General features: G+C 70.2%; 12 protein-coding genes. 4 read left to right on the forward strand and 8 right to left on the reverse strand.

Annotated features, from left to right (window positions below):
* The first annotated feature begins 17 nt into the window (after nucleotides 1-17).
* A complete protein-coding gene (locus QE374_RS04255) occupies nucleotides 18-884 on the forward strand; it encodes an A/G-specific adenine glycosylase (RefSeq protein WP_309732455.1) in 867 nt (288 codons plus the stop codon).
* A gap of 67 nt (nucleotides 885-951) precedes the next feature.
* The gene (locus tag QE374_RS04260; RefSeq protein ID WP_309732457.1) at nucleotides 952-1,449 is read left to right on the forward strand and encodes a flavodoxin/nitric oxide synthase; all 498 of its coding nucleotides are present in this window, start codon (nucleotides 952-954) and stop codon (nucleotides 1,447-1,449) included.
* Between the two features lie 4 nt (nucleotides 1,450-1,453).
* Here QE374_RS04260 and rbfA read toward each other — a convergent pair whose 3' ends face one another.
* From rbfA to QE374_RS04285, 5 genes are all read right to left on the reverse strand, one after another.
* Nucleotides 1,454-1,882: a 30S ribosome-binding factor RbfA gene (gene rbfA, locus QE374_RS04265; protein WP_137416508.1), complete on the reverse strand. Its 429-nt coding sequence runs from the start codon at nucleotides 1,880-1,882 to the stop codon at nucleotides 1,454-1,456.
* A 137-nt stretch (nucleotides 1,883-2,019) separates the two neighbouring features.
* Entirely contained in the window at nucleotides 2,020-4,785 is a 2,766-nt protein-coding gene (gene infB, locus QE374_RS04270; protein WP_309732459.1) for a translation initiation factor IF-2, read from the reverse strand.
* A gap of 59 nt (nucleotides 4,786-4,844) precedes the next feature.
* On the reverse strand, nucleotides 4,845-5,117 hold the full coding sequence (locus QE374_RS04275; protein WP_274287697.1) for a YlxR family protein: 273 nt from the start codon (nucleotides 5,115-5,117) through the stop codon (nucleotides 4,845-4,847).
* Between the two features lie 34 nt (nucleotides 5,118-5,151).
* Nucleotides 5,152-6,138: a transcription termination factor NusA gene (gene nusA / locus QE374_RS04280; protein WP_309732462.1), complete on the reverse strand. Its 987-nt coding sequence runs from the start codon at nucleotides 6,136-6,138 to the stop codon at nucleotides 5,152-5,154.
* 72 nt (nucleotides 6,139-6,210) lie between these two features.
* Entirely contained in the window at nucleotides 6,211-8,046 is a 1,836-nt protein-coding gene (locus QE374_RS04285) for a lipase family protein (protein WP_309732464.1), read from the reverse strand.
* A gap of 86 nt (nucleotides 8,047-8,132) precedes the next feature.
* Here QE374_RS04285 and QE374_RS04290 point away from each other — a divergent pair, with 86 nt between their 5' ends.
* Nucleotides 8,133-8,927 carry a DUF1206 domain-containing protein gene (locus QE374_RS04290; RefSeq protein WP_309732466.1) on the forward strand — a complete coding sequence of 265 codons (795 nt, stop codon included), beginning with the start codon at nucleotides 8,133-8,135 and terminating at the stop codon, nucleotides 8,925-8,927.
* Between the two features lie 83 nt (nucleotides 8,928-9,010).
* A complete protein-coding gene (locus QE374_RS04295; protein ID WP_309732468.1) occupies nucleotides 9,011-9,622 on the forward strand; it encodes a GPR1/FUN34/YaaH family transporter in 612 nt (203 codons plus the stop codon).
* Nucleotides 9,623-9,624: 2 nt separating this feature from the next.
* Here the strand turns inward: QE374_RS04295 and QE374_RS04300 are convergent, their stop codons facing one another.
* From QE374_RS04300 to QE374_RS04310, 3 genes are read right to left on the reverse strand one after another with little or no spacing between them, the layout of a single operon-like run.
* Entirely contained in the window at nucleotides 9,625-11,382 is a 1,758-nt protein-coding gene (locus tag QE374_RS04300) for a proline--tRNA ligase (protein ID WP_309732470.1), read from the reverse strand.
* A 60-nt stretch (nucleotides 11,383-11,442) separates the two neighbouring features.
* A complete protein-coding gene (locus tag QE374_RS04305; protein WP_309732472.1) occupies nucleotides 11,443-12,594 on the reverse strand; it encodes a hypothetical protein in 1,152 nt (383 codons plus the stop codon).
* Nucleotides 12,585-13,100 (reverse strand): RNA polymerase sigma factor, encoded by a 516-nt coding sequence (locus QE374_RS04310; RefSeq protein ID WP_309732474.1) that lies wholly within the window; start codon nucleotides 13,098-13,100, stop codon nucleotides 12,585-12,587. The genes QE374_RS04305 and QE374_RS04310 overlap by 10 nt, the downstream gene beginning before the upstream one ends.
* Nucleotides 13,101-13,107: the final 7 nt, after the last annotated feature.

Raw genomic sequence — 13,107 nt, forward strand, 5'->3', positions numbered from 1 at the left:
CAGCCTAGGCTGGAGGGATGCCGGATCTCGCCCCAGCGCTCGCCGCCTGGTACCGCGACAACGCGCGCGAACTTCCCTGGCGCGCGCCGGGATTCGGCGCGTGGGGCGTCCTCGTGAGCGAGTTCATGCTCCAGCAGACCCCCGTGAACCGGGTGATCCCCCATCTCGAGGTCTGGTTGGCTCTGTGGCCGACGCCCGCGGCGCTCGCGAAGGCGGCGCCGGCCGACGCCGTCCGCCAGTGGGCGAATCTGGGCTACCCCCGTCGCGCGCTGTGGCTGCACCGGGCGGCGGTCGAGATCCGCGATCGGCATGACGGCGTCGTGCCGCGGGAGGTCGACCAGCTCCTCGCCCTCACCGGGATCGGCGATTACACGGCGCGCGCGGTGGCCGTCTTCGCGTACGGCGATCATCACCCCGTCGTCGACACCAACACGCGGCGCGTCATCGCCCGTGCGGTCGGCGGCCAGGCGCAGCCGGGACCGCCCTCCCGGCGCGACCTCGCGGCGATGGATGCGCTTCTGCCCGCGGATGCGGCCGCGGCGGCCGTGGTGAACGCCGCCGCCATGGAACTCGGCGCACTCGTGTGCACGGCACGGGGGCCGCGGTGCGACGAGTGTCCGCTGCGTACGCTGTGCGCGTGGCGCGCGGCGGGCTACCCCGACACGGGCGACACCCGCCGTCGGCAGGCACGTTACGAGGGCAGCGACCGACAGGCGCGCGGTGCGGTCCTCAAGCAGCTGCGCGAGGCATCCGATCATGCGGTCGTCATCGAGGAGGTGGTCGCGGACTGGCCCGACCCGCTGCAGCGCGATCGCGCGATCGATTCCCTGGTGGCGGACGGGCTCGCGGAGGCCGTCGACGGCGAACTGCGCCTCCCGCGCTGACCTCACGTCGGTTAATCCCGGCCCGCCGGCGGGCGCTGCGCGTGTCGCACGATGTACGGTGCGGGGCGTGGAGACGCTGATCGTCTACGAGTCGCTCTGGGGTAACACGCGTCAGGTGGCGGAGGAGGTCGCCCGCGGCGCACGCGAAGGCTCCGATGCGCTGACATTGTGCGCGGTCGCGGATGCGCCGTCGTCACTCACCCCCTCACTCACGCTGCTCGTCATCGGCGCCCCGACTCACGCGTTCTCCCTGCCGACTCCCTCGAGTCGCGCCGAGGCGCGCTCCGAAGGCGCGGCCTCCTCGCACACCCCGGGAATCCGCGAGTGGCTCGCAGGGCTCACGGTGAAGACGCCACCGCCCACCGTCGCGGCCTTCGACACCCGGCAAGGGCGATCGTTCCTCGTCGGCTCGGCGGCCAAGTCGATCGCGCGTGCCGCCAAGCGCCGGGCGCTCATCGTCTCCGAGACCGCCGACTTCGTCGTGACGTCGCGCGAAGGCCCGCTCGAGCAGGGAGAGCTCGAACGGGCCTTCGCGTGGGGACGCGCGCTGACCGCGCCCCGGTGAGGAATCAGTCCTCGTCGTCCTCGCGGGAGACGTAGGGGTCGGCGTCTCCGGCGTACTGAGCCGATGCCGCAAGCCCCGCCACAGCGCTGTCGCGCTCGCGCGCCTCGCGCAGCAGGTCTTCGATGTGACCGGCGTTCTCCGGAACACCGTCGGGGATGAACTCGAGCGTGGGCGTCAACCGCACGCCGAGCTTGCGCCCCACCTCGCTGCGCAGCATGCCCGTCGCCGCGGTCAGCGCCGCAGCGGAGTCGAGGCGCTCCTGCTCGGTCCCCAGCACCGTGTAGAACACGGACGCGTGCTGCAGGTCTCCCGTCACACGCACGTCCGTGATCGTCACGAAGCCGAGACGCGGGTCGCGCAGCCCCTTCTCCAGCCGCTCGGCGATGAGCACGCGGATGCGGTCGGCGAGCCTCGCCTGCCGTTCACTGGCCATGTCCTTCTTCTCCCTCTCTCAGTCCTTCGACGGTGGACTCGGAAACTGCGGAGGACTCGGATGTCCGTCCGAGGCAATCGGGGTAGGAGCCCCGCTCTTGCCGAGGACGGACATCCGAGTCCGTGGCAACCAGAGGATCAGCCGCGCGGCTTCTCCACCATCTCGGTCGTCTCGATCTCGTCGCCGATCTGGATGTCGTTGTACTTGCCGAGGCCGATACCGGCTTCGTAGTCCGTGCGCACCTCGGTGACATCGTCCTTGAAGCGGCGCAGCGACTCGATCGCCAGACCGTCGGCGATGACGACGCCGTCGCGGATGACGCGGGCCTTCGCATTGCGGGTGATGGTTCCCGAGCGCACGATGACACCGGCGATATTGCCGAACTTCGAGGAGCGGAACACCTCGCGGATCTCGGCGACACCCGACTGGACCTCTTCGTACTCCGGCTTGAGCAGACCCTTGAGGGACTGCTCGACGTCATCGATCGCGTTGTAGATGACGGAGTAGAAGCGGACGTCGACGCCCTCGCGCGCGGCGCGCTCGCGGGCCTTCGTGTCCGGACGGACGTTGAAGCCGATGACGATCGCGTTGTCGATCGTCGCCAGGTTGATGTCCGACTCGGTGATGGCACCCACACCACGGTGGATGATGCGCAGCTGGACGGAGTCGTCGACCTCGATCTTGAGCAGCGACTCCTCCAGCGCCTCGACGGCACCGGACACGTCGCCCTTGATGATGAGGTTGAGCGACTCGACCTTGCCCTCTTCGAGCGCGCGGGTGAAGTCCTCGAGCGAGATGCGCTTGCGGGCCTTGGCCAGCTGGGCGTTGCGCTCGGCTGCCTCGCGCTTCTCGGCGATCTGACGAGCCAGGCGGTCTTCGTCGGTGACGATGAAGACGTCGCCGGCGCGCGGGACGGAGTTCAGACCCTGCACCTGCACCGGGCGAGAAGGCCAGGCCTCCTCCACCGGGTCGCCGTTCTCGTCGATCATGGCGCGTACGCGGCCGTAGGCCGTTCCCGCGACGATCGCGTCACCGACGCGCAGCGTTCCGGACTGGATGAGCACGGTCGCCACCGATCCGCGGCCCTTGTCGAGCTTCGCTTCGATCGCGACGCCGCGCGCAGCCTTGTTCGGGTTCGCGGTGAGGTCGAGGCCGGCATCCGCGGTCAGCAGGACGGCGTCCAGCAGCGCCTGGATGTTGGTCCCCTGGCGAGCCGAGACGTCGACGAACATGACGTCGCCGCCGTACTCCTCGGCGACGAGCCCGTACTCGGTGAGCTGCTGACGCACCTTGGCCGGGTTGGCGTCGGGCTTGTCGACCTTGTTGACGGCCACGACGATCGGCACCTGAGCGGCCTGCGCGTGGTTGAGGGCCTCCACCGTCTGCGGCATGATGCCGTCGTCGGCGGCGACCACGAGGATCGCGATGTCGGTCACCTGCGCACCGCGGGCACGCATGGCGGTGAACGCCTCGTGACCCGGGGTGTCGATGAAGGTGATCGCGCGCTCGATGCCCTCGTGCTCGGTCCACACCTGGTACGCACCGATGTGCTGGGTGATGCCACCGGCCTCGCCCGCCACGACGTTGGTCTGGCGGATCGCGTCGAGCAGTCGGGTCTTACCGTGATCGACGTGACCCATGACGGTCACCACCGGGGGACGGATCTCGAGGTCGTCCTCGCTCTCCGCCTCCAGCTCGGCCTCGAGGTCGAGACCGAAGCCCTCGAGGAGCTCTTTGTCCTCGTCCTCGGGCGAGACCATCTGGATCTTGTAGCCGAGCTCCTCGCCGAGCACCTCGAAGGTGGCCTCGTCGAGCGATTCGGTCGCCGTCGCCATCTCACCCAGGTTGAACAGGATGGTCACCAGCGTGCCGGGCTGCACGGTGTACCCGCGCAGCGCCTCGAGCTTGTCCGCGAAGTCGGCGATGGAGGCACCGCGACGCAGGCGGATGATCTCGCCGTTGCCCTTCTGGACGTTGACGCCGCCGACGACCGGCGCCGACCGCATCTCGAATTCTTGCCGCTTCGCCCGACGCGACTTGCGCTGACGCGACTTGCCGCCGCCCTTGCCGAAGGCACCGGCGGTGCCACCGCCGGGACCACGACCGCGGCCACCGCCGCCACCGGGACGACCGGCGAAGCCGCCGCCCGCGGGAGCGCCGGGACGCTGGAAGCCTCCGGCACCGCCGGGACGACCGGGGCCGCCGGGACGCTGCTGGAACGGAGCGCCGGGACGGCCGCCGCCACCGGGACGACCGGCACCGCCGGGACGCGGGGCGCCGGGGCGAGGGGCACCGGGACGCGGTGCCTGCGGACGCGGGATGTTGCCGGGCGACGGGCGCTGACCCATGCCCTGCGCGCTCGCGAAGGGGTTGTTACCGGGGCGCGGGCCCGCGGGCCGCTGACCCATGCCCTGCGCGCTGGCGAACGGGTTGTTACCGGGGCGCGGCGCGCCGCCCGGACGCGGCGGGGTTGCACCACCGGGCTTGGGAGCCGCACCGGGCTTGGGCGCGCCCGGGGTCGCTGCGGCGGGCGTCGCACCCGGAGCGGATGCGGCGGGAGCCGCCGGAGCAGCCGGCGCGGATGCGGCGGGTGCCGCAGACTCAACCGGCGCCGGAGCAGGCGTCTCTACCGCCGCGGCCGGGGCTGCGGGCGTCGGAGCCTGCGGGCGCGGTGCCGCGGGACGAGCCGGACCCGGACGGGCGCCGCTCGTGGGCTTGGGTGCGGCGGCAGGCGCCGCGACTCCGTCTGCCTCGAGGGCAGCACGGAGCTTACGAGCCACCGGGGGCTCGATGGTGGATGAGGGGCTCTTGACGAACTCGCCGAGCTCCTTCAGCTTCGCAAGCGCGACCTTGCTGTCGACGCCGAGCTCGGAAGCGATCTCGTGCACGCGTGGTTTTGCCACAATTCTCCTGTCTTGGGGGCCTACCCAGGACAGGGCAGACCGTTAGTCGCGGACGGGTCTCATTTCGAGCCGTTCACTTTGTGTCCATAGCCGTTCAGCCGTTTCTCGATGGTCTGCGTGTCAAGCGGGCCTGACACACGCAATGCCCGCACGAACGCACGGCGCCTCAGGGCGGCATCCATGCATTCGGGCGTCTCGTGGACCCACGCGCCTCTGCCCGGCAGCGCCCCGCGCTCGTCGATGACGAGCGCGGAATCCGCGCAGACCACCCGCAGGAGGTCTTTCCGGGGAGCACGCGTGCGACATCCGACGCACGTTCGTACGGGTTCCATCTTACACCTGTCGACCGAGGGGGTCAGGGACGCGTCAGCTCTCCAGGATGCTGTCGGGCTGGATGTCGATCTTCGCTCCGGTGAGCTTCGCGGCGAGCCGGGCGTTCTGTCCTTCTTTGCCGATCGCCAGCGAGAGCTGGTAGTCCGGAACGAGCGCGCGGACGGCCTTGGTGCTCTGATCCAGGACGAATGCCGACGTCACCTTCGCGGGTGAGAGAGCGTTGGCCACGAAGGTCGCGAGATCGGCGTGGTAGTCGACGATGTCGATCTTCTCGCCGTTCAGCTCCTCGGTGACGGCGCGCACACGGCGGCCGAGCTCGCCGATGCAGGCGCCCTTCGCATTGATCGACGAGTCGTCGGTGCGCACAGCCATCTTGGTGCGGTGGCCCGCCTCGCGTGCGAGCGCGACGATCTCGACCACGCCGGCGGCGATCTCGGGCACCTCGAGCGCGAAGAGCTTGCGCACGAGGCCCGGGTGCGTGCGGGACACGGTGATCGCCGGCCCCTTCGTGCCCTTGGCGACGGAGGTGACGTAGACGCGGATGCGGGAGCCGTGACGGTACTCCTCGCCCGGCACCTGCTCCTCGGGCGGCAGGATCGCCTCGACGGTGCCGAGGTCGACGTGGACCATCCGAGGGTTCGGGCCCTGCTGGATGACGCCGGCGACGATGTCGCCCTCCTTGCCGCGGAACTCTCCCAGCACGGCGTCGTCGGCGATGTCGCGCAGCCGCTGGTTGATGACCTGCTTGGCAGCGAACGCAGCGATGCGACCGAAGTCCTCCGGCGTGCTCTCCTCTTCACCGACGATGACGCCCTCTTCGTCGCGCACGGGGATGAACACTCCGACGTGGCCGGTCTTGCGGTCGAGGTGGGAGCGTGCACCCTCGGGCAGCTCGCCGGTCGGCGAGGTGTGCTTCGCGTAGGCGGTCAGGATCGCCTGCTCGATGATGGCGACGAGTTCGTCGAAGGGGATCTCCCTCTCGCGCTCGACGGTACGCAGCAGTCCGAGATCGATATCCACGGTGACCTCCTATATTCAGCTCTTCGCGGCGGGCGACGCCGCCGCATCCCCCCTACGTTACCCGATCCGGCCTCATCCGCCGCAGTCGTCGAAGACGCTCTCCGGCACCACTTCGGCGCGTAGCGAGTTCGTCCAGCGCACCAGCGAGGTCAGCATTCCGGAGCGCGGCTGCAGGATGTCCTGATGCCCGCGCCCCGCCACCGGCACGGCCCGCACGCGCTCCCCGGCGTCGCACAGCCTCGACACCAGGTCGCGTTGCGTCTTCGTGGGCAGGACTTCGTCGTTCGTCCCCCACGCGATGAACAGGGGCGTGCCCCAGGGCCCGGTCGGAACGTTCTCCGCCAGCCGGCGTCCGAGCGCGCCGCGGGTGAGTTCGGCGGTGTCGAACGGGGTGTCCTCGCTCAGCCCCAGCGCCGTCAGAGCCGAGACCATCACACCCGGCTCGCTCAGGCACCGCTGCGTCATCTCTCGAATGAAGGAGCGCGCGCCAGTCGTCACATAGTCCTCGAGCCGGACATCCGAGTACGTGTCGGCGTACGGCACGATGACCCAGGAGACGAGCACGGTCAGCATCGCGCCCGCGTCGCCCCCTGTCAGCTCGCTCGCCAGAGCGACGGGGTCGGCGGCGGGGGCGAACGCGGCTGTTCCGAGCACGTCCACGCCCGGCGTGTATTCCGGCGCGAGCATGGTCGTCCACAGCGCCGCATGACCACCCTGCGAGTGCCCCCACACGACGGTCTCCGGCGACAGCACGAGATCGTCGATCTCGCCCGCGGCCAGCACCGCATCCAGCGCCGAGCGCGCTTCTCCCGTACCGATCAGGTAGGGGAAGTCACCCGGCGCACCCTGACCGCTGTAGTCGGGTGCGACGACGACCCAGCCGCGGGCCAGCATGCGCTCGAGGGCGGGGATCGCCCACTTCGTCGCTGTTCCGTCGGCGAGGCTCGGCGCGCAGCCGCGCGCCACGCCCGTCGTGCCGTGGTTCCACAGCAGCACCGGACGCGGACCGGGCGGCGGGTCGTCGGGGATGATCACCATTCCGCTGCCGATCGCGGGCGCTCCGGTGGATGAGCGCGTCGTGTACAGGATGCGCTGCACCTCGCCGCGACTGGGCTCGCGGCCGCCGTATTCGCCGACCCGGATCAACTGTCCGTGCCCCTCGGGAACGTGCGCGGGCGGATCGTAGAAGGCGTCCACGACGGGCGCGCCCTCGCGGAGCCAGTCGTTCAGGCCGAACCCGCCCACCGTCGTGGCCACCAGCACGAACGACAACGCATAGCGGCCGGACGCACGAAGGACCCGGCGTCGGCCGGAGGGAGCCGCCCGCACCCGGTCTTCGGCCTGAGCGCGTCCCTTCCGGCTCCGGATGCCGCGGGCGATGAGCCCGATGCCGAAGACGATGGTGCGCACACCGAAGACGACCGCGACGACGAGCAGCGTGACGTCGGGCCAGGTCAGCGAGAGGACACCGAACGCGACCTGAGCGCCGCCCCACACGGCCGAGAGCACGCGAACGCTGACCACGCCGCGGGCGAGCGCGTCACCGACGGAGGCCAGGCCCCCGACGACGAGCAGCACCGCGAGGGTCGGGGGCAGCAGCTCGATGCTGCGTCCGAGCCAGACGAGGATGACGATCCCGCCCGCGATCCACAGAAGCGCGATCAGACGTGTCCACCAGGTGGGCCCCGCGCGACGGGAGACCAGCTCGAGCACGCCGGAGACGATGACGCTCAGTCCGACGTACAGCCCCAGCAGCACGAGGGAGGCGAGCGGGCGGATGACGATGAGCAGGCCGAGCACGACGACGACGACCCCGATGAGCAGCACGACGCGCGCGGGCGCCGCATCCAGCAGACCCGGCAGAGCACTGACCCGCAGTCGGCGGCGCAGCGGAACGTGTTCGGGCATCGGGACATTGTAGGCGCGCGGCGCTCCCGGACCGGCATGCTCCGCAACCCCTCGGCTCCTGAGTCGCGAGATCGTATTCTGCGTCGATGAGCACCCCGAAGAAGACCGCCCGGCGCATCGAGAGCGACCCACGGCTGCGCACGCTCGCCAAGGCGGGCTACGCAGCGACCGGCCTCGTCCACGTACTGCTGGGCAGCATCGTGCTCGCCGTCGCGTTCGGCGGCGACGGGGATGCCGACCAGTCCGGCGCGTTCCAGGCACTGGCGGCCTCGCCCGCGGGGCTGGTCGCGCTGTGGGCGGTGGCGCTCGCGCTCCTCGCCCTGGCACTGTGGCACGCGGTGGCCGCGTTCGCCGGGGCCGGCGAGAAGGGCTCGTGGTCTCGACGTCTGTCCGAGGCAGGTCAGGCCGTGGCATTCGCTGCACTCGGCGTCATCGCGATCTCGGTGGCCATCGGCGGCCGATCGGATGGAGACGCGAGCGTCAAGGAGACGAGCAGCGGAGTCCTCTCGCTGCCGGGTGGGGCGCTCATCCTCGGCGCGGTGGGAGCCGGGGTCCTCGTGGCGGGCATCGCGTTCGGGGCGATCGGGGTCCGACGCAGCTTCCGGAAGAAGCTGTCGGTGCCGACCGGGGCGATGGGGACGCTGGTGGTGACGCTGGGCGTGGTCGGCTATGTGGCCAAGGGCGTGTCGCTCGCGACGGTGGGCGTCCTGCTGGGGGTGGCGGCGATCCGCGTCGATCCGCAGGAAGCGGGCGGCCTGGACGGCGCGGTGCGGTCTCTCCTCGAGCTTCCCGCAGGCCCGGTCATCGCGATCGCGGTCGGCGGCGGACTGATCGCCTACGGACTGTTCTGCTTGTTCCGCGCGCGATACGCCCGCCTTTGAGGCACCCCAGATCCGAGCGTGATGTTGCCGATGTCCGCGCAGGGGCGGCAAGCTGGCACGATACCCGTCGACCAAGGAGCGAGATGACGTCCTCCCCCGCTTTGCGCGGTTACCCGTTCCAGCCGGCAGACCCGGGACTCATCGGGCTGCTCGGTTTCGTGATCGCGACGCTGACCGCACAGCTCGCGCATCTCGGACTGCAGGATGAGAACCCCGTGTTCTGGGTCGGGGCAGCCTTCGGCGGCGTCGTGCAGGTGACGGCCGGAATGCTCTCCTACTTCATCGGCGACGACTTCCACTTCATCGTCTACAACGCCTTCGGCTGGTACTGGATCGTCGTCCCCGGCTTCCTCCTGGGCGAGGAGCTCGGCTTCTTCGAGGTGACCGCACAGGCGCGCGGGCTCTTCTCGCTGATCTTCGCGGTGCTGGCACTCCTGTTCGCGGTGCCGGGAGCGCTGCACAACAGAGTCCTGCCGGTCACGCTGATGTGCGTCGCGGGCGGGCTCGGACTGCAGTCCGCCGGCGCGTTCACCGCCGAGCCCGTCCTGGGGTCGGTCGGATCGGTGCTGCTGCTGGCCGCATCCGCGTTGGCGCTCTACATGCTCGTCGAGAAATTCCTGTGGCGAACGATGCACCGCCGCGTGCTGCCGCTCGGCCGCCCGTGGCTGCGGGGCGAGCCCGTGTCCGAGAGCTGAGCTCAGCTCTCCTGCAGCAGTCGGTACGCCTCGCCGAGAGCCACCTTCTCGCGGGAGCCCGTCCGACGGTCCCATACCTCGACGAGCCCCTCGGCCGCATCACGGCCGACGACGACGACGCGCGGCACGCCGACCAGCTCTGCGTCCCCGAACTTCACACCGGGCGAGACCTTCGGCCGGTCGTCGTACAACACGTCGAAGCCCCGGGACTCGAGCTCAGCGCTGATCTGCTCTGCAAGCTCGAACGCCACGGCATCCCGCCCCGCGGCCACGACATGCACGTCGAACGGCGCGACAGAAGCCGGCCAGATGAGGCCCTTCTCGTCATTGTTCAGTTCGGCGATGATCGCGAGGATGCGGGTCACGCCGATGCCGTAGGAGCCCATCGTGACCGTGACGAGCTTGCCGTTCTCGTCGAGGACTTTGAGACCCAACGCGTCGGCGTACTTGCGGCCGAGCTGGAACACGTGCCCGATCTCCATGCCGCGCGCGAGCGTGACGGGGCCCGAGCCGTCGGGCGCCGGGTCGCCCTCGCGCACATTGGCGACGTCCACGGTGCCGTCGGCGAAGAAGTCGCGGCCCGCGACGAGCGAGTGCACGTGCTTCTGGTCGATGTTGGCGCCGGTGACCCAGCTCGTGCCGTCGGCGACCCGGGGGTCGAGCAGGTAACGGATGCCGGTGGCGGACTCTTCGCCCAGCACGGCGCCCTCGGGCGACCACGGACCGATGTACCCCTTGACCAGCAGCGGGTGGGCGGCGAAGTCCGCCTCGGTGGCCGGTGCGACCTCTGCCGGCGCGAAAGCGACCTCCACGCGCTTGTCGTCGACCTCGCGGTCGCCGGGGAGCCCGATGACGACGAGTTCGCGCGAACCGTCGAGGTGCGTGAGCGCGAGCACGACGTTCTTGAGCGTGTCGGCAGCGGTGTACTCGCCCTCGAGCACCGCGTTCATGTGGTCGACGAGAGTCGCGATCGTCGGGGTGTTCGGCGAGTCGAAGACGACGGGCTCCGGCAGGCCTTCGATCGGACGCGCTTCAGGCACCGCCGTCGTGTACGCCTCGACGTTGGCCGCGTACCCTCCGGCGGAGCGCACGAACGTGTCTTCGCCGACAGGGGTCGGGTGCAGGAACTCCTCGGATCGGGATCCGCCCATCGCGCCCGCATCCGCCTGCACGATGACGTACTCGAGACCGAGCCGCTGGAAGATGCGCTCGTACGCGTCGCGCTGCGCCTGGTAGGAGACGTCGAGTCCCGCATCCGTCGCATCGAACGAATAGGCGTCCTTCATCGTGAACTCGCGGCCGCGCAGGAGACCCGCGCGGGGTCGAGCCTCGTCGCGGTACTTGTCCTGGATCTGGTAGATCGTCAGCGGAAGATCCTTGTAAGACGAGTACAGATCCTTCACCAGCAACGTGAAGGCCTCTTCGTGCGTGGGGGCGAGCAGGTAGTCGCCGCCCTTGCGGTCCTGGAGGCGGAACAGCAGGTCGCCGTACTCTTCCCAACGACCCGTGGCCTCATACGCACCGCGGGGCATGAGCGCCGGGAAGTGCACCTCCTGCGCGCCGGCGGCAGCCATCTCCTCGCGGACGACCGTCTCGATCTTCGCCTTCACGCGCAGCCCCAGCGGGAGCCACGCGAAGATGCCGGCCGCCTGCGGGCGGATGTAGCCGGCACGGATCAGCAGCTTGTGGCTGGCGACCTCGGCGTCGGAGGGGTCCTCGCGGAGCGTGCGGAGGAAGAACGTTGACAGACGTGTGACCACGATTCCCAGTCTACGGATGCGGCGGGCCGCCGTGAGCGCGAGGGTCACGGCGGCCCGGGCTCAGCCGACCGCCTCTTCCAAGGCTTCGATGATGCGCACTCCGAGCTCGCCCAGGGCATCATCGCTCGGGCTCGCGCCGTCGACCGGCGCCCCGACCCGAACCAGGTTGACCCCGTCGGACACGACGACGTACTTGTTGTGACCCTCCCACGGATCGTCGTCGGGCAGCGTCCACGCCGAGTAGTCCCCACGCACGGCGAGAGGCGATGCCCCGCTGACGGACGCGAAGTCACTCGCGTTGGTCGCACCACCGGAGATCGTCCTGACGGACACGTTCCCGCCGGCACCCACCGTGAAGGTGCAGCCGCCCACAGCCCCCCGCCGAGAAGGAATCTCCCCGGGATAGATCTGAGACGGCGATTGTCCCTGAGGCGGGGAGACGACCGCGACCGTCACCGGCGCCCCCAGGACGCCCGCGACGTCGACATACGCGGTCACGTCATCGCAGCTCACCGCCGGCCACCACTCATCGACCGGCTCGGCAGGTGCCGGGCTCGGCCACTGCGTGGCGCGCTGGAACGCCGTATCCATCAGACCCGCCGGGTCCGGACCGCTCTGTCCCACCGCGACGGCGGAGACGGACATCCACACACCGTCGCGGACCCCGGTGAGCGTGCAGCTGTTGGAGGCCGCGTCGCAACGGGAGGCCTCCTCGAGACCCCCGAGGAACGGCTCTACAACACTCAGTGGGTATGCCCACATGGTCAGCTTTTGCTCGCCGTACCCGGGGTCGTTGCTCCACGTGCAGCTCAAACCCCCTTGAGCGGCGAGAGAGCCGTCCGCCCACGCCCCCGCCATCGGCTTCATCGTCACGCCGAAGAACTCGCCGACCTCGTCCGTCGTGATCGCGTTCGCGCAGACTCCGCCGAAGGGCTGGACCCCGCGCGCGCCGGCGGGAGCTTCCTCCGTCGGCGTCGGCGTCGGCGCGGTGGTCGCGGTGGTCTCGATCGGGGTGGCGACCCGGTCCGGGCTGCCCATCGCGGTCAGCGCGACCGCTCCCACCACCGCCGCGACGAGCACGACCGCGGCGCCACCGGTGATCGCCTGCATCCGACGCCGCCTCGCGGCACGCATCCGTCCCGCGCCCGCCGTCACCAGCGCGCGGAGTTCGTTCTGTTCACCGGCGGACAGCCGCTCATCGTTCACGCCCATGACGCCTCCACCTCCGCCATCTCGTCGCGGAGCTTCGCTTTCGCCCGCGCCAACCTCGACTTCACGGTTCCCGCAGCGACACCCAACGTCTCGGCGACCTCCCGCTCCGAATAGCCCTCCAGCACCGCCAGCACGACAACGGCCCGCTCCCGCTCCGGCAACCTCCGCAAAGCGGCCAGCACCCCGGTCTCATCCGACGCCGCCGGCGCATCGACATGACGCTCCGCCGGCGTCTTCGCCAGCAACGCCCGATACCGCCTGGCCGAACGCTCCAGATTCCGCGCCGCATTCGCCACCGTCACCAACAGCCACGGCAGCACGGAGCCGTCCACCACACGCACCGAGGCACGCTTGCGCCACAGCTCGAAGAACGCCACCGCCACCGCATCCTTCGCATCCTCGTGATCCCCCAACAACCGGAACGCATGCCGGAACACCCGCCCCTGATGCAGATCGAACACATGCCCCAACGCCGACTCATCACCGGCACGCACCCGTTGCCACAACGCGGCT

Origin of the sequence: Microbacterium sp. SORGH_AS_0428, assembly GCF_031453615.1 — a bacterium.
Taxonomy (GTDB): Bacteria; Actinomycetota; Actinomycetes; order Actinomycetales; family Microbacteriaceae; genus Microbacterium.